The 21,462-nt window shown below is 45.3% G+C and carries 25 protein-coding genes; 11 read left to right on the top strand and 14 right to left on the bottom strand.

Going from position 1 to position 21,462, the window contains the following annotated elements; translation table 11 throughout:
- Positions 1-13: 13 nt before the first annotated feature.
- The 4 genes from QUB06_RS07900 to QUB06_RS07885 all read right to left on the bottom strand — a co-directional run bounded on the left by QUB06_RS07900 (position 14) and on the right by QUB06_RS07885 (position 2,097).
- The gene (locus tag QUB06_RS07900; protein WP_333434822.1) at positions 14-403 is read right to left on the bottom strand and encodes a HEPN domain-containing protein; all 390 of its coding nucleotides are present in this window, start codon (positions 401-403) and stop codon (positions 14-16) included.
- Positions 400-726 (bottom strand): nucleotidyltransferase domain-containing protein, encoded by a 327-nt coding sequence (locus QUB06_RS07895; RefSeq protein ID WP_333434821.1) that lies wholly within the window; start codon positions 724-726, stop codon positions 400-402. The genes QUB06_RS07900 and QUB06_RS07895 overlap by 4 nt, the downstream gene beginning before the upstream one ends.
- A gap of 279 nt (positions 727-1,005) precedes the next feature.
- Positions 1,006-1,560 (bottom strand): hypothetical protein, encoded by a 555-nt coding sequence (locus tag QUB06_RS07890; protein ID WP_333434820.1) that lies wholly within the window; start codon positions 1,558-1,560, stop codon positions 1,006-1,008.
- Positions 1,561-1,593: 33 nt separating this feature from the next.
- Positions 1,594-2,097 carry a hypothetical protein gene (locus QUB06_RS07885; protein ID WP_333434819.1) on the bottom strand — a complete coding sequence of 168 codons (504 nt, stop codon included), beginning with the start codon at positions 2,095-2,097 and terminating at the stop codon, positions 1,594-1,596.
- Between the two features lie 215 nt (positions 2,098-2,312).
- Between QUB06_RS07885 and QUB06_RS07880 the strand changes: the two genes are divergently transcribed.
- Positions 2,313-3,764: an NB-ARC domain-containing protein gene (locus QUB06_RS07880; protein WP_333434818.1), complete on the top strand. Its 1,452-nt coding sequence runs from the start codon at positions 2,313-2,315 to the stop codon at positions 3,762-3,764.
- Between the two features lie 254 nt (positions 3,765-4,018).
- Here the strand turns inward: QUB06_RS07880 and QUB06_RS07875 are convergent, their stop codons facing one another.
- The 3 genes from QUB06_RS07875 to QUB06_RS07865 form a co-directional block, all read right to left on the bottom strand.
- Positions 4,019-4,378, bottom strand: coding sequence for a DUF5615 family PIN-like protein (locus QUB06_RS07875; RefSeq protein ID WP_333156722.1), 360 nt, complete (start codon positions 4,376-4,378; stop codon positions 4,019-4,021).
- Positions 4,375-4,707, bottom strand: coding sequence for a DUF433 domain-containing protein (locus QUB06_RS07870; RefSeq protein WP_333055073.1), 333 nt, complete (start codon positions 4,705-4,707; stop codon positions 4,375-4,377). Before QUB06_RS07870 ends, QUB06_RS07875 begins: the two co-directional genes overlap by 4 nt.
- Positions 4,708-4,864: 157 nt before the next feature.
- Entirely contained in the window at positions 4,865-5,257 is a 393-nt protein-coding gene (locus tag QUB06_RS07865) for a XisI protein (RefSeq protein ID WP_333434817.1), read from the bottom strand.
- 150 nt (positions 5,258-5,407) lie between these two features.
- On the opposite strand from QUB06_RS07865, the gene trpC reads away from it, so the two are divergent.
- Positions 5,408-6,307: an indole-3-glycerol phosphate synthase TrpC gene (gene trpC / locus QUB06_RS07860; protein WP_333434845.1), complete on the top strand. Its 900-nt coding sequence runs from the start codon at positions 5,408-5,410 to the stop codon at positions 6,305-6,307.
- A gap of 162 nt (positions 6,308-6,469) precedes the next feature.
- Here trpC and QUB06_RS07855 read toward each other — a convergent pair whose 3' ends face one another.
- The gene (locus QUB06_RS07855; RefSeq protein ID WP_333434816.1) at positions 6,470-6,658 is read right to left on the bottom strand and encodes a hypothetical protein; all 189 of its coding nucleotides are present in this window, start codon (positions 6,656-6,658) and stop codon (positions 6,470-6,472) included.
- Here QUB06_RS07855 and QUB06_RS07850 point away from each other — a divergent pair.
- Entirely contained in the window at positions 6,657-6,902 is a 246-nt protein-coding gene (locus tag QUB06_RS07850) for a DUF5340 domain-containing protein (protein ID WP_333434815.1), read from the top strand. The genes QUB06_RS07855 and QUB06_RS07850 overlap by 2 nt on opposite strands.
- Positions 6,903-6,980: 78 nt before the next feature.
- Positions 6,981-8,138: an alanine--glyoxylate aminotransferase family protein gene (locus tag QUB06_RS07845; RefSeq protein WP_333126546.1), complete on the top strand. Its 1,158-nt coding sequence runs from the start codon at positions 6,981-6,983 to the stop codon at positions 8,136-8,138.
- A gap of 59 nt (positions 8,139-8,197) precedes the next feature.
- Here the strand turns inward: QUB06_RS07845 and QUB06_RS07840 are convergent, their stop codons facing one another.
- The 4 genes from QUB06_RS07840 to nblR form a co-directional block, all read right to left on the bottom strand.
- Positions 8,198-8,413 carry a DUF2949 domain-containing protein gene (locus QUB06_RS07840; protein ID WP_333136155.1) on the bottom strand — a complete coding sequence of 72 codons (216 nt, stop codon included), beginning with the start codon at positions 8,411-8,413 and terminating at the stop codon, positions 8,198-8,200.
- Positions 8,414-8,425: 12 nt separating this feature from the next.
- Positions 8,426-8,740 carry a hypothetical protein gene (locus QUB06_RS07835; RefSeq protein ID WP_333434814.1) on the bottom strand — a complete coding sequence of 105 codons (315 nt, stop codon included), beginning with the start codon at positions 8,738-8,740 and terminating at the stop codon, positions 8,426-8,428.
- 493 nt (positions 8,741-9,233) lie between these two features.
- Entirely contained in the window at positions 9,234-9,749 is a 516-nt protein-coding gene (locus tag QUB06_RS07830) for a DUF192 domain-containing protein (protein WP_333434813.1), read from the bottom strand.
- Positions 9,750-9,919: 170 nt separating this feature from the next.
- Complete coding sequence (nblR, locus tag QUB06_RS07825) at positions 9,920-10,615, bottom strand: response regulator transcription factor NblR (RefSeq protein WP_333434812.1); 696 nt, start codon at positions 10,613-10,615, stop codon at positions 9,920-9,922.
- A gap of 265 nt (positions 10,616-10,880) precedes the next feature.
- Between nblR and rbsK the strand changes: the two genes are divergently transcribed.
- A complete protein-coding gene (gene rbsK / locus QUB06_RS07820; protein WP_333434811.1) occupies positions 10,881-11,801 on the top strand; it encodes a ribokinase in 921 nt (306 codons plus the stop codon).
- A 45-nt stretch (positions 11,802-11,846) separates the two neighbouring features.
- Here rbsK and QUB06_RS07815 read toward each other — a convergent pair whose 3' ends face one another.
- Complete coding sequence (locus tag QUB06_RS07815) at positions 11,847-12,158, bottom strand: TRADD-N-associated membrane domain-containing protein (protein ID WP_333434810.1); 312 nt, start codon at positions 12,156-12,158, stop codon at positions 11,847-11,849.
- 148 nt (positions 12,159-12,306) lie between these two features.
- Between QUB06_RS07815 and QUB06_RS07810 the strand changes: the two genes are divergently transcribed.
- The 4 genes from QUB06_RS07810 (at position 12,307) to QUB06_RS07795 (ending at position 16,430) form a co-directional block, all read left to right on the top strand.
- Positions 12,307-13,389 (top strand): ATP-binding protein, encoded by a 1,083-nt coding sequence (locus QUB06_RS07810; protein WP_333434809.1) that lies wholly within the window; start codon positions 12,307-12,309, stop codon positions 13,387-13,389.
- Between the two features lie 29 nt (positions 13,390-13,418).
- Complete coding sequence (locus QUB06_RS07805) at positions 13,419-13,757, top strand: hypothetical protein (RefSeq protein WP_333434808.1); 339 nt, start codon at positions 13,419-13,421, stop codon at positions 13,755-13,757.
- Positions 13,758-13,867: 110 nt separating this feature from the next.
- Positions 13,868-14,143, top strand: coding sequence for a type II toxin-antitoxin system VapC family toxin (locus QUB06_RS07800; RefSeq protein ID WP_333434807.1), 276 nt, complete (start codon positions 13,868-13,870; stop codon positions 14,141-14,143).
- Between the two features lie 58 nt (positions 14,144-14,201).
- Positions 14,202-16,430 (top strand): AAA family ATPase, encoded by a 2,229-nt coding sequence (locus tag QUB06_RS07795; protein WP_333434806.1) that lies wholly within the window; start codon positions 14,202-14,204, stop codon positions 16,428-16,430.
- A gap of 444 nt (positions 16,431-16,874) precedes the next feature.
- Here QUB06_RS07795 and QUB06_RS07790 read toward each other — a convergent pair whose 3' ends face one another.
- The gene (locus tag QUB06_RS07790) at positions 16,875-18,155 is read right to left on the bottom strand and encodes a ribulose bisphosphate carboxylase small subunit (protein ID WP_333434805.1); all 1,281 of its coding nucleotides are present in this window, start codon (positions 18,153-18,155) and stop codon (positions 16,875-16,877) included.
- Positions 18,156-18,283: 128 nt separating this feature from the next.
- On the opposite strand from QUB06_RS07790, the gene QUB06_RS07785 reads away from it, so the two are divergent.
- Together QUB06_RS07785 and QUB06_RS07780 are read left to right on the top strand one after the other, a co-directional pair.
- On the top strand, positions 18,284-19,555 hold the full coding sequence (locus QUB06_RS07785) for an aspartate aminotransferase family protein (protein ID WP_333434804.1): 1,272 nt from the start codon (positions 18,284-18,286) through the stop codon (positions 19,553-19,555).
- 678 nt (positions 19,556-20,233) lie between these two features.
- Positions 20,234-21,457 carry a transposase gene (locus QUB06_RS07780; RefSeq protein ID WP_333434803.1) on the top strand — a complete coding sequence of 408 codons (1,224 nt, stop codon included), beginning with the start codon at positions 20,234-20,236 and terminating at the stop codon, positions 21,455-21,457.
- Positions 21,458-21,462 lie beyond the last annotated feature (5 nt).

Raw genomic sequence — 21,462 nt, 5'->3', positions numbered from 1 at the left:
GAATCGCCCGTATTTAGGGCGGCGGTAAAGTGCCGATCGCATTTTGGGCTAATTCGAGAAATTGCTCACCACAGTTAATTTGCTCCGCAGCTTGCTCGACAGTGACAGTATCAAGTCCCCCGTAATCCCCACTATTTCGCAAGTCTTGAGCATCGATTAAAAATCTGTGAAACTCAGCAGGAACTCTTCCTGTACGGGCAAATTCTCGGCCGAAAGCTCCAATTACTGCGGCATGACTGGAAAATGACATTCCTTCGCCATCTAAAAATGCCTCAGCAATATAAAACATGGCATAATAAGCGCGGGATGCTGCATAGTCTGGGAAACCATTATTTAGTAATAGCCTTGCCGCCGATAGACTTTGACGAGCTTTCAGGAGCAAGTCTAATTGTTCTGGTTTCACAAAGCTATTCCCTCTTTACGAATGTTCCTCAATAAAGGCCCGTTGTAATGTATAAATCGCTGTTCGTCCATAAACAGACAGCTAATGACTTCATCATTTTGGAGCGACAAATCGGCTCGAATGTGGCTGGTTCTTTTAATTTCTTCGCCTGGGTTTACTTGCCCTTTGAGGACGACTAAAATATCAATGTCAGAGTCTGGGCCTGCATCGCCTCTGGCTTGGGAACCGTAGAGTACCATTTGGGTGAGGCGATCGCCGTAGAGTTGCTCGAAGTGCGATCGTAACTGAGTTAGTATGTTCTTAAGTTTATCGTTAATGCTCATATTTGTTATAAATGATTGGAGGGCGATCGGGATTCTTTCGTTATACCAAATATCCAACTCCGATTTTCTCCTACTCACTATAGTTTGTCTTATGAATAGTTGTCAAAGCGGTAAATTTTCCTATGGTGTTGGATAAACGTAATTAGTGATACTCAAAAAAAGAGCGATCGCACTTCAATAATAGAAGGGCGATCGCTCTTTCAGCAGCTAAGTCAATTTTCAGAAATACCACAGCAACATAGCCTGTGCCTAGCATTTTCCAGTCAGGGATTTAAAAGACTATTGGGGTTTAGCTGCTTGAACTATAGCCTTGACGATATTAATAGCTTCCTTGATAGGTATTTGACCGCTTTCGACAGACCTCATTAAATCCTGAGCATCTTGAGGGCTAATTAGATTAAGCTCAATTGGTTCTTTCAAGGAAACGATAAATTTTGTCTTGTCACTGTCTTCAAGCTTAGATTCTGTTTCTTTTGCTTCAACCTCGCTTAGCTGTTTTTTTAACTGTTGGATCAATTCTTTTTTTTTCGCTTCATTATAGCCGCCACCTTTGATTAGCCTCGATACTCCATAGCAAGCAGCTCCACCTGCTAAAGCCGCTCCGGCAACCAGTCCCAAAGGAGCAGCTACCACCATCCCGATCCCAGTTATTGCTGTGATTATTGGTATAGATGTAGTTATTCCCGCAGCAGAAACAGCCACGCCAGCACCAACCGCACCTAATGCTGTAATCCCAACATCACCTAAAATTCCGAGTTTATCATCGGGATTTTTTTCCAATTCCTCGATCGCTTTAAGGATTTGCTCCTTAGTTAGGGTTTTATTTCCTGACATATTAAGCCTTGTGATTTTTTTAAAATTTCTTATTTAAGCAGTGATAACGTTGCGAAAAACTGCATTGAAAACATCAATCAGTAGTTGAAAAAACAATTGGGCGATTTGAATAAAGTCTTGTGTTACTCCAACTATGCCATCTACTTGACGGTAGCCTTGATCTAGTCTATGTCCAGCGATCGCACCAACAGTTATACCTAGCACTGCTGCCAATGGCGCTAACACTGGGCCTATAATTGGTACTGAACTTGCCAATAGCCCCACAGCAGCTCCTAGAGCAATGCCCGTAGCTAAATTAGGATGTGCCTTGACAAACTCGATAATTTTGATCAGAACAATTTTCCCTACAGCCAAAACTTTGTTACCAGCTTTTTTAGTGTAGCTAGCCAACTCGTGCAATCTGATGGTGACTTCGTGGGGCAAGCCACAATCATTTAACCAGACATACAACTCGCTACTACTCATTGAATCGGCATCTACTTGCCAGATAGCCATTTTTAAGTTTGCTTGGGGGAGGGATAATGCTTGTGCAGTCATTTTTTTCCTATGGGAAAGCTATAATAGTGCCTCTTTAATATGATTGTGACTATAAAATCTCAGTCTTGTCCAGTCGGAAAAAGTCGGATAAAGTAAGCACTTTTATATCATTTGCCATTTAGCCACGCCAGAATAAGCTGGACAAACTCAATCGGGTCGGAAAAAGTCGGATCGAGTAGGATATAATAGGCAAAACCCCAGCATTAACCCGACCTATGGACGTTCAAGAAGTCTTAAAACTTGCCGACGACCTAGTTTTTATCAATACGGGAAAACACTTAGACAATCTGCAAGAGGTGATACTGCGGGGAACTTTACAAGGTCAGAAATACTCAAAAATAGCAGATGAATCTCACTGTAGTGAAGGTCACATTAAAGATATTGCCTCTGCATTATGGAAGCTACTATCAGAAGTATTAGGCGAAGAAGTCAATAAAGCAAATTTTAGAGTCAGATTGGAGCAAGTAAAATTTTCACATCTCTGGAACTTCAATAATAAAGATTGTGTACACATTGGTAACGTCAACGTCTGTGAAAATAGTTTGCAGTCCCCAAAAGTCCCCAATTCACCAACCGATGAAGAACCTCTAAACAAAGGCAACACTGAACCAAAATTGCGTCAATTCTTAGCTGAAATGCCTAAGTCTGGAATTTTCTACGATCGCACATCCGAACTCGCCACCCTCAAACAGTGGATTCTCCACGAAAACACCCGCCTACTCGCCATACTAGGCATAGTCGGCATTGGCAAAACCGCACTCGCCGCACAACTTGTCCAACAAATCAAACATGAATTTGATTTCGTCATCTGGCGAAGTCTCGCCACATCTCCACCCCTGTCAATACTTCAAACAAATATAATTCAATTCTTCAGTAGGGGCGGTGCCCCCGTGCCCGCCCCAAATGCCGACGGCGTGCCCGCCCACTCCCCAGAGGAAAGGGCAACCACGGGGGGATTGCCCCTACTGGACTACTTGCAAAAATACCGCTGTCTGCTGATACTCGATGACGTACAAATGGTAAATAGCAGCGGACAACTCGCTGGCAATTACAAACCTGGATATGAAGATTACGGCACACTCTTCAGACAGGTAGGAGAATTATCTCACAACAGTTGCTTAATCCTGATAGGTTCGGAAAAGCCTAGAGAAATCGCCGCATTAGAAGCCAAAAATCAGCCGATTCGCTCATTACAACTCAATGGTTTAGGTACGGCAGCGGGGGAAATCCTTAGAGAAAAAGGTTTAGCTGAACATGAAAAATGGTCAGAACTAATTGAACAATACAGAGGCAATCCCTTGTGGTTAAAAATAGTTGCTACAATGATTCAAGATTTATTTGACGGCAGCCTATCGGAATTTTTGTCTGACGATCCACTATTTTTAGGTGATTTAGAATCTTTACTGCATCAGCCATTTAATCGCTTATCCGAGTCAGAAAAACAGGTAATGTCATGGCTAGCGAGTGAAACAGCGCCAGTTTCCCTCTCAAAAGTGCCAGAGAATCTGCAATTATCTCGATCGCAATTTTTGAAAGTGATGCAATCCTTGGGGCGGCGTTCATTAGTTGAAAAAATCCCGGAGGGCGATCGCACATTTTTTACCCTTGCACCGGTACTAAAAGAGTATGTCAAAACTAACTATTTTAACCCCAACTGTGACTCATAAAAAATTATATTATCGTCAAGTTAATTATCTTGAACTTAGAAATGTGCGATCGAGCTTTTGGTAAAATTTAGAAATGTGCGATCGACCTTTGTTTATTGAATTGGCTTTTCAGTCCTCTTTTAGAGGACTTTTGCTATGAGACGGGGGTTTTTAACCCCCGGCGGACTTGCGGGTTAGCGAAGGGATTTTGGCTGCCCAAAAGTGCCATTCCTACGGGATAGCTACGCACGCGCGTACTTTTTCCACATCATTCTCTAATATGGAATCCAATCTAACTTATCGAGCCATTCTTCAGCTTCAGTAGTTTCCCAAATAAAATGAATTGTTTCTGCCCATCTGCCGATACTTCCACTTGGACGCACCCAAACTAATCCCCAACTTTGTCCCCCTGCGGCCCAATGTTCCTCCAAATGTCCGGGAATACTTTTGCGATTATCCGTCACTAATAGTCGTTTCGATGATTCCAAATAAATGAGAATCTCTGGATCTAAGGTGCCTAATGGCGGTGCATTTGAATCACCCACCCGCAAAATATCTATCTCCGGATCGAGGTTTAAAACAGCACTTTTGAGCTTAGGAGGCAAATTTTCATCGAGTAAAAAACGAATTTTCACTTCAGGTTAAGTAACTCCTGTTCTCGCTGTGCTTTGATTGCTCTCAAACGCAATGCTAGAGGAGATGGATTAGCCAACCATTCCTGATAGCGTTCTTCCCGCCACTTCGCCAGCCGCAACATATAAGCATCCATCTGCCTCCGATTTTGCAGATAATAAGTTAGCGTCGCGTAAATTTTCTCTAAATTCAAACTTGGTAATTCTTCCAGAATTTGGTCTGGGGAATATCCATCCAAGTAATATTTAATCACGTCGTCGATGCCGATCCGATGTCCTTTGATGCGGATGTCATCAGGGTCGAGAAACTCAAAATAGTCTTCTAGTTGCATCGGTTTATCTCCGAATACTTAGTTAATCGCATTTTATCATAAATTGAAAAGGGCGATCGACCTTATATAATAGAAACTTGTGGCGATCGCCCTTTATCCCCAGATCATGCTTCAAATCCGCCACCGTCCCCCCAGCACATCCGTCTCCGTACTCTACTTAGGCTGACTGCATAGCCGCAGATTCAACAACATTTCCTTCATCTTTGCCACTCAAACCCGTTCCAAATTCAGTATATTGCCGCACATTAGGATGGCGAAAACCGAGTACAATATCTTCTTTAGGAATACCTGCTGCCAGTAAATCAGTCGCCACTCCTTCTTCGGTATCATCATATTGAATCCAGATTTGACCGTCGATTAAATTGATGTGAATTGGTGTAGCGTGAAGGTAATTGTCATCATTCCAACCAATATCCAAAACTAAGTATCCTCCTCGATCGTCATCAAATAGCAGTTGAGAATGATAGCCGTCAGGTATAGTATTGCGGAAATTAGCGTGTTCCTGAAGTATGGTTTTGATAATTTCTTGGTATTTCAATCGGGTATCCATTGAACTATCGCCTCACTTTTATGGTAAGGTGCGTCGCCACCCGTCAATCTGCAAGTTTCATCGAATATCTCATAGCGACGCACCCTACAAATTAGCACCACATTATATAATACGTTGAAACTTGTTACGATCGCCCTTTATCCCCCTATCATGCTTCAAATCCGTCGCCGTCCCCCCAGCACATCCGTCTCCGTCCTCTACCTCAGCTACCAAATCGCCGTACCCGACGCCGAACCCCAGCACATCCTCGAAGAAATCGTCTGGCAAAAAGAAGCTGAAGTCGCCCAAAAACGCGATCGCACTCCCTTATCCGATCTTCACAAAAAACTCCCCTTTGCACCGCCAACCCGCGACTTTCTTGCCGCCCTCAAAAACGGCAAAACCAAACCCGCTATCATCGCCGAAGTTAAAAAAGCTTCCCCCAGCAAAGGCGTAATTCGCGAAGATTTCGACCCGGTGGCGATCGCCCTAGCTTACCAACAAAACGGCGCTAGCTGCATCTCCGTACTCACCGATGAAAAGTTCTTTCAAGGCAGCTTCGACAACCTCGCTAAAATCCGTGCCGCCGTCGATTTACCCTTACTTTGCAAAGAGTTTATTATTTATCCCTACCAAATCTATCTCGCCCGGATTCACGGCGCCGATGCTGTATTGTTAATCGCAGCCATTCTGTCAGATAAAGACTTACAATACTTTGTGAAAATTGTCAAGACTTTGGGCATGACAGCTTTGATAGAAGTTCACACTCTCGAAGAACTCGATCGAGTATTAACCCTAGAAGGCGTCAACCTGATCGGTATCAACAACCGCAACCTAGCAGACTTTTCCGTCAGCCTAGAAACTACCGCTCAACTATTAGCCTCCCGACAAACCGAAATCCAAGCAAAAGGCATCCTCATCGTCAGCGAGTCAGGAATCCACACTCGCGACGACCTAACTCAAGTTGCCAGCGCCGGCGCCGAAGCCGTTCTCATCGGCGAATCTCTAGTCAAACAGCCAGATCCGGGTGCTGCTTTAGCCTCGCTTGCCGATCGCCCTCCCAGCCTGTGAAAGGCGAGACCGCTTGACAAACCACCCTTAATTCTGATAAAAAATGATTAAGTAGGTAAATAATGAGAATTTCTAGCCTGCATCGACTCAAGCGCTACTGTAAAAAAAAATAGCACTCAAAGCTATATTGCATAGAAATATTTTGCCAGAAAGCAATTAAATCTATTCTGTAAGCCTGTCGATCGCAAGATTTAGCGTGTCCAACGCACCCAGCCCCGAATATTCGATCGGCAAAGCAGGGGTTATTGTACGGTTAGAAAACAAATAAAAAATCGGGCATCTAATGTTCACCTGAGATGCCTCATGCAATTGCAATGGGGTGTCGGTTCGCTGAGGTATATTAGCTTTCATGGAGCCAATCCCCCTTCCTTCGTACATTCATTATGAATTGCTACTTCAATTGTTAGAACGCAAAACGATGTTTGCTGTCAGTCCACAATCGCCGCAGCAGCAACAAGTGCACCAACTTATTATTACGCTGCGTAAAGCCCTTGCCATTCAAAAGCAATTAGAACAAAGCTGCGAGCGATCGAACTTAGCGGTAGAACACCGCTGGGCTCTAAATGAAATTAACCAGAAGGGAGTTAAAAGTTAAAAAAGTTAGAGTAGCGACGTGACGGATCGTATTTGATTTATTCTATATAACTCCCACAGAAAAACTTAGGACAATATCATGGACAACAAATTAATGCTGATGATTCCCGGCCCGACGCCGGTACCTGAAGCGGCCTTGTTAGCGATGGCAAAACACCCGATGGGCCACCGCAGCAAGGAATTTGACGCGATTTTTGCAGAATGTACCGAAAACTTGAAATGGCTGCACCAAACAAAAAGTGACGTGCTGAGTTTAACGGTTTCTGGTACCGGCGCGATGGAAGCTGGGATAATTAATTTCCTGAGTGCGGGCGATCGAGTTTTAGTCGGCACTAACGGCAAATTTGGCGAACGCTGGGCCGAAGTCGCCGAAGCTTACGGTTTAAATGCCGAAATTATTAAAGCCGAGTGGGGCCAACCTTTAGACCCCGAACACTTCCGCGAAAAACTCGAAGCAGATACAGAGAAGCAAATCAAAGCTGTCATCATCACCCACTCGGAAACCTCCACCGGCGTCCTCAACGACCTCGAAACCATCAACCGCCACGTTAAAGCCCACGGTGAAGCTTTAATTATGGTCGATGCTGTCACTAGCTTAGGCGCTGTCAATATTCCGATGGACGCTTGGGGCATCGATGTCATTGCTTCGGGTTCTCAGAAAGCTTACATGATTCCTCCCGGTTTGGGTTTTGTGGCCGTCAGTCCGAAAGCTTGGGAAGCTTACAAAACTGCGAAACTGCCCCGCTATTATTTGGATTTGGGTAAATATAGCAAAGACGCTGCCAAAAACACCACTCCTTTTACTCCCCCTGTCAATATGTTTTTTGCCCTGCAAGCATCACTGCAGATGATGAAAACAGAAGGGTTGGAAAATGTTTTCGCGCGACACAAACGGTTAATGACAACTACTCGCGCTGCTGTAAAAGCTTTAGGTTTGCCGTTGTTTGCTGCTGACGATGCCGCCAGCCCTGCGATTACTTCGGTTATGCCACCAGCATCCGTAGATGCTCAAAAAGTGCGGACTTTGATGAGAAAGAGATTTGACATTGCTCTCGCCGACGGACAAGACCATTTGAAAGGTAAAATCTTCCGAATCGGTCATTTGGGCTTTGTGTGCGATCGCGATATTCTAGCAGCAATTTCCTCTTTAGAAGTCGTGTTGCGAGAATTGGGTCATGAAGGCTACACTCCTGGTGCCGGCGTTGCCGCTGCTGCCAAATTCTTGGCTGAATCCTAATCTCAGTTGTTAAAGGATTTTGGATTTTGGATTATTTATATCTAAAATCTAAAATCCTTTTAATATGCTTCGGATAACCAATCAAAGATTTTATCCAACTGTTCGAGAGTGACTAAACCGTATTGCCACAGAACCATCGGCAAGGAATTCGGGTCTTTATCAGGCTGCCGCTGTTTGTTATCGCCGACACGTTCGGCGACAGCAATTGACGCGGGCGAAATTGCCAAATCTTCTTGTAAAAATCGAATTAATCTAGTGTATTTAGCGGGTGCCATGTGATTTCACCTCTAAGTATAGGACACCATTTTCTGATGTGAACCTGATGTTTTTGATGAGTAATAAGCCAGTTTTAAATTTGTCTTGTTACCGTCGATAGCTGTTAAAACAGTATTAGCGGTTAAACTGCCAAACATAATGCTGAGTGCGACTGTAAAGCGAACCTTTCCCAAAAAGTGAAAGGTTTTGCAATTTTGCTGATGTCGGCCCGATCGACTTGCGATCGCGATCGAACTTAAACTGAATACCTCGGCATCTTTGCAGCGCGAATCAGAATTTATTCTGCTACCTAAAACTACTAAACCAGGTTCAGAGTTTAACTTCATCTGCCGAAATGCAGAATCCGCAAATCTACTTCGGCAAAATTAGTTAGATATTTCGATCAAACCCAAAACTGCTACCAGAAGTTAAGTTTGCCAATTACCGCCAATTAACTTGGCTCGTAGCATATTACTTTAGATAGGGTTAGTAGATTTAGCTCGATCGTCAGAACTTCCAGAGAATTTCTTTTCGTGTTGCTACACCTTGAGGCTGAGTATCGTCTCTCAGGATTGGTAACGAGTCGCTGACTCGTCTCATACCTGCGACCAACAATCTACAGCTTCCGGAAACAAGCTCAAGTCCTGACTGACTGAGATCGACATCCTAGCAAATCTTTCGGTGTTTGTACTGAATGTTACATTAATATTCTAATAGATTTTATCAATTTTTGTAAAGTTTCTAAATTTTCTTGGGAATTCCGAAGGCAAGGGGCTCTCTGGGGGATGGAAACCCGGGGATTATGTCTGTGTGCAGATTTTACTGAAACAGTCCGAAGTTTTAGTCGAAAAACTCGATTTCAATACGATCGCCCTTTTTGACACCGAGTTCAGCAGCTCGCCCGCCCCGGAGTTCAATAACTCGATCGACAGCAGTATCGGGCCCGTAGGTAGGACAAGGATCTGCAGTACAAGGAGGTGCAGAAACTTCGATCGCCTCAACCACCCCATCCCGCAGAAAAATCATATCCAGAGAAATCTTGCAATTTTTCATCCAAAAATTGACCCGCCGCGCCGGTTTAAACTCAAACAGCATTCCTCTGTCATCCGGCAAAGAAGTTCTGTACATTAAACCCATAGCCTGCTGTTCCGGTGTTTTCGCCACTTCGAGTTCGATTGGGCGATCGCCTATCCGAGCTCTAGCAGAAACAGGCAGCACTTGACCCGATGTTTTCGCCGTCGGAGACTGATTCGCCAAAATACCAGTAGCACCAGCATTCGCCACAGGTAAAGTCGGCGAACATCCCAGCAAAAATATACTTACTCCAATACCGAGCAAAGTAGCTAAATAATTCATAATGATTTTAGATTTTAGATTTTAGATTGGGCATGGGGCATAGGGCATGGGGCATGGGGCATAGGGCATGGGGCATGGGCATTGTTGACTAATGACCACTGACAACTGACTAATGACTAATGACTAATGACTAATGACTAATGACTGATGACTAATGACTAATGACTTCTTCAAGCTTCCCGCATCACATAGCCAACACCGCGCACCGTCTGAATCAAGCGCTTTTCCCCCTCATCTTCAATCTTGAGTCGCAGATAGCGGATGTAAACCTCAATTACATTCGACTCGCCCAAAAAGTCGTAACCCCAAACATTTTCGAGAATTTGTTCCCGAGTCAAAACCTCGCGGGGATGTTCCATCAAATACTTTAGCAGCTCATATTCCTTCATCGTCAGGTCGATCGCCCGTCCGTTCCGCAGGGCCCGCCTAGAGGCCAAATCCAAAACTAAATCGCCAAACCTCAATTGTTCGTTGCTGCTGTTATCCGGCTGCAAATACAAGCGCACCAACTGCAAAAACTCCTCAGTGCGGTAAGGTTTAAGAAAATAATCATCCGCCCCAGCTTCCAGACAAGCTACGCGATCATCAACTGTATCACGACCGACCAATAGCAGCACCGGCGCCCGATTGCCAATACTTCTGAGGTGAGAACACAGTGACAGCCCCGACTCAGCGCCAAGTATCCGGTCAATTACAATCAAAGCAGGCTGCAATTCACGGGCTAAATTTTGGCCGGTGGCGGTGTTAGAAGCTACTACCGGTTCATAGCCGGAGGATTTTAAGTCTAGACTCAAGTGTCCGGCGAGAACTTCGTCTGTTTCAACTAGCAGGACACAGGGATTGCGATCGAGAGTAATTGCAGCCATTGAATTGACCGATGAAGACCATAACTGTTCTAGCACGTCTTCAGGAAGAGAGGGAGAGTGGGAGAGAGGGAGAGGGGGAGAGGGGGAGAATGGGAGAGTGGGAGAATTACCAATTACCAATTACCAATTACCAATTAAACTATTTGGCATTTAACTTGAAGTTCGATCGCCCCAGGCTATCCTGCCTGCCTCACAATAGTTTAAGTAAACAGTAGTTTACCAATTAAATGCGCTACAGCTTACCAATTACCAAATTGAATAATTTATGACCATCATCGTATTCGGCAGTATCAACATCGACCTAGCAGCAAAAACTCCCCGGTTGCCGCAACCAGGGGAAACTATCATCGGTAGCAATTTTTTCACAGCAGGCGGCGGCAAAGGAGCAAATCAAGCCGTCGCCGCCGCCCGTCTCGGCACTTCCACCCACATCATCGGTCGCGTCGGCAACGATAAATTTGCTGAAGAATTATTGACAAGTTTACAATCTTATGGTGTAAATACAGACAATGTATTAATAGACCAAAACACTCATTCAGGTGTGGCAATTATCGCCGTAGACGAGACAGGTCAAAATAATATTATTGTGATTCCGGGCGCGAATAACAATGTCGGTGAAGGAGATATAGAACGTCTCCAAAAACTGTTAACAGCAGCTACATCTTTGCTGTTACAGTTAGAAATTCCCCTGGAAATTGTCCAAAAAGCTGCGAAAGCTGCTCATCAAGCGGGGGTGCGAGTTATTCTCGATCCAGCACCGGCTATGGCAGATTTGCCGATCGAACTTTATCCGCTAATTGACATTATCACGCCGAATGAAGTGGAAGCGGGCCAGTTAGTAGGTTTTCGGGTGAATGACACGGAAACAGCGATTGTAGCTGCCAAACAGTTGCAGGAGCGCGGTGTCAAGAATGTTATTGTCAAATTGGGCGATCGCGGGGCTGTTGCTGTTACTGCGGATGAAACCTTTTTTGTACCGGCTTTTGCTGTGGAGGCGATCGACACTGTGGCCGCTGGCGATGCTTTTAACGGCGGCTTTGCCTCGGCCTTAGATGCCGATCTGTCCTTGTCAGAGGCGGTGCGGTGGGGCGCAGCAGCGGGCGCTCTGTGCACAACTAAAGTGGGTGCTCAAGGTGCTATGCCCGATCGCGCAACTTTTGATAAATTTTTGCAGAATTTAATTTGAATTTGTAAGGTGCGCCGCAGAGCACCCTACTTTAACTATGTTTATTTAATCGTCGTCTTTGAACTCTTTGGCTAAGCGATCGAGTCGAGCGTTATTTTCTTTCGCAAACATGACCAGCAAGCTAACAATATTTGTTGTTAAGCCGCTAGTGGCGGTAATTGTTCCTTCTGGAACTTTGCCAAAAAACAACAATCCGATGCCTAAAATATTGACAAAAGTGCTGACAATGATGAATCCAAGAGTTGCGTGAGAACTCAAACGCGCTTGACGCCAACTGTCTTGAATAATCTTGCGATCGAGCTTGGCAGAATCATCGGAGGATGGTGCTTGCTTGGGATGTAATTTATTGTCCGACATTTGTGTAAATTCAACTCTACTCTTCTATTGAAGAACATGGGAGGTTGAATTCGGAGTCGAGAAAAAAGTCGATCGGGTTGACTTGTTCGTTGACTTTTAGTTGAGATTAAATCTATAATTCGACTTAGTAATTTTCTCTGGAGGCATCATGGGTCGATCGCTCAAAGTTTCTCCAGGGTGTATCGAACAAGTCAAATCGGCCTTAGGACGCAACGGCTTTCCGAGTCAGAAGGCTTTGGCTGAAGAATTGGACATTGGGCTATCCACAGTCAAGAAATTTCTGACGGGACAACCTGTTGATTACTCATATTTTCTGGAAATTAGCGAGAGATTGGGGTATGAGTGGAGAAATATCGTACATATAGACGAAACTATCCCTAAGCCTATCTTCGAGGAAACCTCTGCTTTCATCACTGGTACTCCCATCACCCATCCGCGCTACTTTTTCGGGCAGCAGAAGGAACTAAAACGCCTATTCGACTTACTGAAACGCCGTCCCCTGCAAAATGCTGCGATTATCGGCAAAAGGCGCACTGGCAAGACTTCTTTGCTGCACTACTTGAAAAATATTACCACCACCCCAACAGAAGAGTTGCGCCCCGGTCAAAAATCTGACTGGTTGCCCCATCCAGAAAACTATCGCTGGATTTTCGTAGATTTTCAAGATTCGCGACGGCAAAATCGGGAAGGGCTGCTGCGCTACATTTTAGAATGCCTAAAAATGTCAGTACCTAACCCTTGCGACTTAGATAGATTTATGGATGCGGTTAGCAGTAATTTACGTCAGCCTACAGTCATCCTATTAGATGAAATTGGTGTAGGTTTACAGCGCTGTCCCGAATTAGATGATGGGTTTTGGGAGAGTTTGCGCTCTTTGGCGACTAACCAAACCAATGGGAATTTAGGCTTTGTCTTGGCAACTCCAGAATCGCCGATCGAATTAGCGCGCAGTACGGGACATAGTTCGCCTTTTTTCAATATCTTTGGATATACCACAACTCTGGCTGCTTTGACTGAAGCTGAAGCACGGGAGTTGATAGCCAGTTCGCCCATTCCTTTTCCGGCTGAGGATGTCGAGTGGATTTTGAATCAAAGTAAATGCTGGCCTCTGCTGCTGCAAATCCTTTGTCGAGAACGATTATTTAGTCTGGAAGATGGGGAAATGGGGGATAAGTGGCGTGAAGAAGGGTTAGAGCAACTAAAACCCTTTGCTGATTTACAATCTATATAAAATGAAACTAACATTTTTAGAGCGAGACTATGACAACTAATTTACCGATAAGGTTGGAGCGTTTACCTAAAACTTTGCCAAGAGAAGGAGCTGTTAGGGTAGAGTTAGCACAAGGAGTGCTGGTATTTCGCGCTTCTAGGTTTTTCCTGGAGCGAATTGGAATATTAACGGCTAAAAGAAATGTAGCTGAACTCACTTCCGAAGACTTACAAGAATTGCAGGATTATGAAGAATTAAATAATTATCTTAGTTGGGTTAATCAGACAATTATCCATACTTTGCATTATCCCTTGCAAGGGACGGTTGATCGCTACGATGACCCCTTTGAACCTGCTTTACCTCTGGAAGAATGGGAAGCACTGCAATGATAATACTGGATACCCATATCTGGATTTGGTGGGCGGACAACAATCCGCGACTAACCCAGCAGCATCGAGAGTGGATATAACAATACCAATCTCAAGGTTTAGGAGTGAGTATGATTTCTTGTTGGGAAGTTGCTAAGTTGGTAGAGAATAACAGACTCGCTCTGTCACTCGCAGTTGATGAGTGGTTGACTGCGGCCTTGGCTTATCCAGGAGTGCAGCTACTGAACCTGACAATTCCTATCATTGTTGAGTCAACTAAGTTAACAGGTTTTCACAGGGGCCCGGCTGACCAACTAATTGTAGCAACTGCAAGAATTTATGGAGGTCAGCTATTAACGGCTGACTCAAAAATTTTGGCTTATCCAGATGTTCAAACTATGAAATGATAGAAAACAAATAACTCTGATACTCTACTGAGAAAACTGATAAAAATTCCCAATCTAAATGACATCGCCAAATGTGCCGCGCAACGCCTACACCAATGCACCAGAAAAGCATCCCAACCTAATTATGGGTAGCCTGCAACTGCTGTTGTGGTTTTTCTTTCATCCGTCGGCTTGGCAAAATCATCTCAAGCGTATTGACCCTGCTTTAGACCGCAAATCTAACAGCAAAAGAGGTTTAAGATGGCAAAACCCAGCTTTGTGGAAGCTACTAATACAAGCATTTCTGGTTTTGCCTGTCCTAACTAATTCAATTTTTTTGGCCTTAGTGCTTTGGCTACGAGGTGTGCCAGTAGAAAAGATTGTGTGGGGCGTGGCGTGGGGCGTGGCGTGGGGCGTGGCGTGGGGCGTGGTGTCGGGCGTGGGGTTGGGCGTGACGTGGGGCGTGGCGTTCGGCGTGGCGTCGTTGAGCCTGGTGTTGAGCCTGGTGTTGGGCGTGGCGTGGGGCGTGGCGTGGGGTGTGCCGTCGGGCGTGGCGTTGGGCGTGGCGTTGGGCGTCGGAATAACTATCAACTTATGGCTGCCAGTGGTACTGTATCCTTTCCTCACGGGATGGAATATTCTGCTTTACCAACTAGACAAAGGACACAAAACCAATAAACTTAGTTTCTTACGTTGGCATTCCGCTTTTTGGGATGAGCGGCAGTGGCTTCCGCTACAAGGCTTAGACCAGCACGTTCTTTTAGTAATGAGGCGGAATCCAGAAGAGGGCAAAGCTGCACTCAACTATTTAAACACAAGCCGTCAGCGTTGGGCTGCACAAGCTGTACAAATTGAACTTGATGCACGGGAATTAGAACGTTGTACGGATGTAGCTGCTATCGGTAACACTTACGGCAATCTAGCCCTTGGAGAACTGGATAGTCCAGTTAGTTCCCTCCTAAGTAGCTTTAATAGCATCAGCGAGGATGTAGCAGCAGCCCTCAACCAAAACAGTGCTTACAACCAGCGTTTAGCCCTCAGTGCTGTAGCAGAAAGATTAAATGATTTAATTCGAGAATTGACCCGCCGTGGTGACAAATATGCAGTACATTTTCGCCCTATTGCATATAGTTGGTATGAAATTGTCACCGACTATGTGCGGGAACTAGCAGAAGTTGTCGAACTGCGACAAGAAATCGACAACCCTTATATAATCGGCGTACCCCTGACAAAACAACAGGAAATCTTTGTCAAACCCGTTGACTTAAGTGGAACTTACATCAGTACGCGCATCGAGCAATTACTGCTAGACCGCCGCCGCCCTCCTTTGTTACTCTACGGTCAGCGGCGCATGGGCAAAACATCCCTCCTCAACAACCTGGGACGCTTGCTACCCAGCACTATCATTCCCATGTTCGTAGACTTACAAGGGCCGGTTTCATCAGCGAGTGATTATGCTGGTTTTCTCTACAATATCGCCCGCAGTATGGCAAACTCAGCCCAGCGCCAAAGTGCGTTTACTCTCCCATCTCTTAAGCGCGAAACACTGCAAGATGATCCTTTCACCCGCTTTGATGAATGGCTGGACGAAGTAGAACAAGCGCTACAACAAAATATTGCCCTGCTTGCCTTGGATGAATTCGAGGCGCTAGATAATGCCATCACAAAAGGACGCTTTGATGAGGAGGATGTTCTGGGAATGTTGCGTCACCTGATTCAACATCGTCCCCGCTTCAAAGTGCTGCTAGCTGGTTCCCATACAATAGAAGAATTTCAGCGTTGGGCTAGCTATTTAATCAATGTCCAAGTCGTTCATATCAGCTACCTGAAAGAACCCGAAGCGCGCCAACTAATTGAGCAACCCGTCCAAGATTTTACCCTGCGTTACGAACCCAATGCGGTCGATCGAGTTTTGCAACTCACCCGCTGTCACCCTTTCCTAATCCAACTCCTCTGCGCTGAAATTATCGCCCTAAAAAACGAGCAAGATCCATCTATCCGCCGACTCGCAACTTTAGCCGATGTCGAAGCCGCAATCCCAGAGGCTTTAAGTGTTGGCAGTTTCTTTTTTGCCGATATTCAAAGCAATCAAGCAGATGCAGCAGGATTAGCTCTTTTGCAGTTTTTGGCAGCACGAGGAGAAGGGGCAATAGTCAGCCGATTAACTATTTTGCAACAGTTTCCCGATAAATCCGATGCACTCAATTTACTTCTGCAACGCGAATTGATTGAGGAAGTTAGTCAGGGCTACCGTTTCCAAGTTGAATTAATTCGCCGCTGGTTTGCATCATCTCTGTCTGTCCTGTAGCCTACGGCGAGAGTAAGAAGATATTGCCTGTAGGGACACAACAGTGTTCATTGCTGTCAACTTAACGTTAAACCGATAGTCCGACAGGGGTTGAAACCCCTGCCTCAAAGCTAAAGTCCTCTCATACCAATTTAAGGTCAAGTTGCACATATCTCGATCCCCCTAAATCCCCATTAAGAAGGGGGACTTTGAGAAGAATCTTGTCCCCCCCTTATTAAGGGGGGTTAGGGGCGAGCAGATTCTATGCAGCCTCATAAAAAATTGGTATCAAGAGCACTGAGAAGAAAAATTTTTAAACTCATTAGTCCTCTTCAGAGGACTTTAGCTATTAGACAGGGAATTCATTCCCTGGCGGACTGGCGGACTACCGGGTGCGCCGGCTGACAGCTTAAGTTGACACCTATGAACACTGTTGTGTCCTTCATAACTTTAACTACTTTAGCTTTAACCCTGCGGCCGCTGAATAATTGTTTCAGCTACCCGCCGCTTGACTTTTGGATCGATACCAATCAGCCGCACGTATTCGCCGCCGTGTTCCGCCAAACAAGTTTCTAAAGATGCAACCACATCTTTTTCCTGTGCATTGTTAATCGTCGCGCAACTTTGCCAAGAACCAGTCTTAAATCGGCGATTATCTGCATATTCTATGCCAATTTTGCAGCCTCTTGCTAACAACTGTTTTACTTGTTCCAATACCTCGGAACTCAGCCCCGCCGCATGACCGTTATCACCTTTAGAACTTGTTGGCTCGACGTAAGCCTTATAATATTTCGATGACGGGTCGTTTAATTGACTTTGCGTTGGCCTAGCAGCCGCAGCATTGGGGGTTCCTTGAACGTTGAACAGGCGCGATTGGTTGTATTCATCTACTAAGCGCATTTCCTGAATCCGCTTTTGTTGACCCACCATCAAATTGCCCATTTCTAATAAATGAGCGAGGCTGAAATTCGGGTTCTGGAAATCTGGCGCTGCTTCCAAAGTGTTTACTAAACGCTTGGAAACTCGCTCGATTCCTACTTTGTGAATGAATTCGCGGATTTGTTCGTCGTAGATGCGCGATCGCAAAGCGCTAAAAAAGTCGATCGCCTGATCGGGAAAATTATCAACTAACCCCACAATCTCGGTTTTTGACAATTTGTCAGACTCAAAAATTCCCCCAACAATGCCAATTTTATCATCCCGGCTGGGTTCCCAATAAAACTTTTCCATCCGCCCGTCGCGAATCAGCGGCGCGTAAAGCGTAGAAAAATCATTTCCGGTGACAATAATCGGCACTCGGTGCAGCGGCGTACTGTCGTAACTTCCCGGTAACTGCACGTTAGTTGGATTGTCAGCAATATTCATCAGAGTCGCATTGACCATCTGAGTATTGACAGTATATTGAGTAGTAGTATCGAACCTGCCCGCACCGGCATCCAAATCGTTAATAAAGATGGCGCACATCTCGCCGCGCACGCGAATTTGCTCCGCAGCTTCCCGGTAGCGCAAGCGAATTAAACGCGCCGGATCTCCGGCATCCGGGCTTTCTAATTCCCCACCAGATATCATCACCGGTTCAAAGCCCATCCGCCGAAAAACCAGTTCGGTTTGAAAAGTTTTGCCTTCTCCTTTGCGGCCGTGAATTCCCAAAATTAGGGGAACTCTTACCCCGGGCAAATTTAAAAAGTTCTTAGTGACGTGCACCGCAACTTTATCGAGAAAGTTAGGAGAAATGTAATAACTCATCAGTAGATTTGTGAGGGATTAATTGAAGTTACTGTTATGATTTTATGACAAAACTAACAGCCTGCACCGCTAACCTGGATTTTTACCGTACAATCGAGGTCTGAATATTATGTGTTAAGGAGCGATTCGTGAGTCCAGAAACCTTACTAAAAGAACCAAGCGTGCAAGCCGAAGCCAGTCCCTTCAGTTCTGAGAGCTTCGACAGCTATGTAATGACAACTTACGGGCGTTTTGCGATCGCCCTAGAACGGGGCCAGGGCTGCCGCGTTTGGGATACCGAGGGCCGCGAATATCTCGATTTTGTGGCTGGTATTGCTACCTGCACTCTGGGACACGCCCACCCGGCAATGATTGCAGCGGTAACTCAGCAAATTCAGACCCTGCACCACGTTTCTAATCTTTATTACATCCCTGTACAGGGCGAGCTGGCAAAGTGGCTTGTAGACCATTCTTGCGCGGACAGAGCCTTCTTTTGCAACTCCGGTGCAGAAGCTAATGAAGCGGCAATTAAACTCGCCCGCAAGTACGCCCACGAAAAATTAAATATCTCGAATCCGACAATCATTACCGCCGTTGCGAGTTTCCACGGGCGGACTTTGGCGACAATTACGGCAACGGGACAGCCTAAATACCAGAAGGGTTTTAGCCCTTTGGTTCCCGGATTTCACTACGTGCCCTACAACGATATTAGTGCGATCGAAAGTGCGATCGAGCAACTCGACAAAGACGAACGCCAAGTAGCTGCAATTATGCTAGAAGCGCTGCAAGGCGAAGGCGGAGTTCGCCCCGGAGATATCGCCTACTTCCAGCGCATTCGGGAAATTTGCGACGAAAAAGGCATTTTGCTGATTCTCGACGAAGTGCAAGTCGGGATGGGACGCAGCGGCAAATACTGGGGCTACGAAAACCTCGGCATTGAACCGGATATCTTTACATCTGCCAAAGGATTGGGCGGCGGTATCCCGATCGGCGCTATGCTGTGCAAATCTTTCTGCGATGTATTTGAACCGGGAAGTCACGCCAGCACTTTCGGCGGCAATCCTTTTGCTTGCGCTGTAGCTTTGTGCGTTTGCCAAACTTTAGAACGGGAAAACCTTCTGGAAAACGTGCAGCAGCGCGGGGAACAGTTGAAAGCAGGCCTCAACAAGTTGGCGGCAGCATATCCGCATTTAATTGCCGAAGTGCGCGGCTGGGGTTTGATTGTCGGGATGGAATTGCAAGCTGATATCGAACTTACATCCGCTGATATCGTCAAATCTGCGATCGCCGCAGGAGTTTTGTTGGTTCCAGCAGGGCCCAAAGTGCTGAGGTTTGTCCCGCCGCTGATTGTCACCGCCGCTGAAGTCGATCGAGCTCTGCTGGCAGTGGAGTCAGCCTTGCGCTCTCAAGCGGTACAGTAAAATTTACTGAGTTGATTTTTGTTAGCTGTAGCGCTGAAACTCGCGCAATATCCTAGATAACTCACTTAGTCGAGGACACACTCTTCCTCAGAAACCGGGTTTCTTTCGAGATTCCTCGTTACCAAACCCAATAGTTTCCCAGAAGCCCGGTTTTTTGGCCTAAGTCCGATCGGGGTATAAAGTAAACCCGCCCCGCTGCAAGTCTGTCAGGGCGGGTTTGTCAAATTTAGAAATGTCTGTGAAACCCGCCCTGAAAGACTGACGGTGTTTTGAACTGCGATTTTACTAAAGAGCAGCGCGCAAAATTATACTATTAGCGATCGTAGGTGCTAGTTTCGCTATCTGCGTATCTGTTGGGACTTGTGAATCCTAGTTTAACTATAGTAGTTCTCAATCTTGGTGAGGTATGCCCTATGCCCACGGAGGCCTATGCCCTATGCCCGCTTATCAAGCGTGCACCTCATGTTACGCTCGAAAGGCTATATTTCGCGCCCTTCCAACTCAACTGAGTACCGTTATAGTGGGAAGGGCGGGTGACGGCGATTGCATCCTCAAGTAATTTTGGCTATCGCTTTCAAGAGAGAAAATATGTAATCCTCGTCACAAAATTTTTTCGTAATGCTTTGATAATCAACTGTATATTGTGAGAGAATAGAAGAACCAAGGAGGTGATGTTGATTGCTACACAAGGCTATCCAAGTTCGTTTGTATCCTACCCAAAATCAACAAATACAAGTAGCTTCAACTTTTGGGGGTGCGCGTTGGTGGTCTAATTACGATCTAAATAAATCAATTGAAGTTTATAAAAAAACTGGTAAAGGACGTGGCTACTCCGGCCTCAACACACTTTTACCTGCTATCAAAAAATTCGATGTAAGTGTAGGGTTAGGTCTGTATTACAGCCAATTTGGGCAAGCTACTACGATCAACTTAACGACTGCATACAAAAACTTTTTTGATGAAGTGGCGGGGTTTTATAAGTTCCCATATCAAGCTAAAAAACTGTTAGTTCAGCATCCTAAAAACGTCAATTTTGTGTTTATTCTAATTTTAAGTATTAGCAAAATAAGTCAGACACAAATAAAGAGATATAGATTAAGTGAGGGGAAAAATCAGACTTCTATTATTAGTAAAAAATATTCAGGAAAATATCTTGCATCTATACTGACTGAAATCAAGAAGGCTGATAACCAGAAAACAAAAGAAGGTAGAATTGCTGGCGATTTAGGAGTGAAATACTTTGCTATTGTCCCCGATGATGAAAAAAGATATAAATATGACAATGCCAAGCATTTTGCAAAGCTCGAGAAGAACTTGAAGCCCAAGCAGCAAAAGTTTACAGGCCAGCAGAAAAGAAGTAATTCTGAATACAAATATAGAAAAGCTGTTGCCAAGGTATGCGAACGGTTTAGGCATTGGTGGCAATATTTTATACATAAACTTAGTTATAAGTTGGTCAGCGATCGCCTCGCGGTTATAGTAGAAAACTTTCATTTCTGGAACAGGATTCGCAATCAAAATTTGGCGAAAGCGAGATCGGATGAGGTTTTGGGAAGTTTTACCAACTTCTTAGCCTACAAGTGGGAACGCAAAGGCGGGAACTTAGTCGAGATTGATAGAGGGGTTTCCAGTTCGCAACTTTGTTCTAATTGTTTCCATCAAATGACCGAGATGCCATTAGATATGAGGGAAGGGACTTGTCCTCACTGTGCTACCGATCGCGCTCGCGAGAAGAAAGCAGGGATAAATATGAAAGCAGAAGGTATCAAAATACTAAAGGCGGAAGGTTCAGCCGTTTCGGCTTTAGGAGGCGAGGTAAGACCAAAGGTTGGACGAAAGTCTCAGCTAAGGCACTCGCCTATGAGTACAGAAGCCCCTACTATATTCGGTACTACGATTTAGCGGTG

It is taken from the genome of Microcoleus sp. D2_18a_D3 (assembly GCF_036702455.1).
In the GTDB taxonomy this organism is placed as follows: domain Bacteria; phylum Cyanobacteriota; class Cyanobacteriia; order Cyanobacteriales; family Microcoleaceae; genus Microcoleus.
Note: the sequence above shows the minus strand (reverse complement) of the source record. Positions and strands in the feature narration are given on the sequence as shown.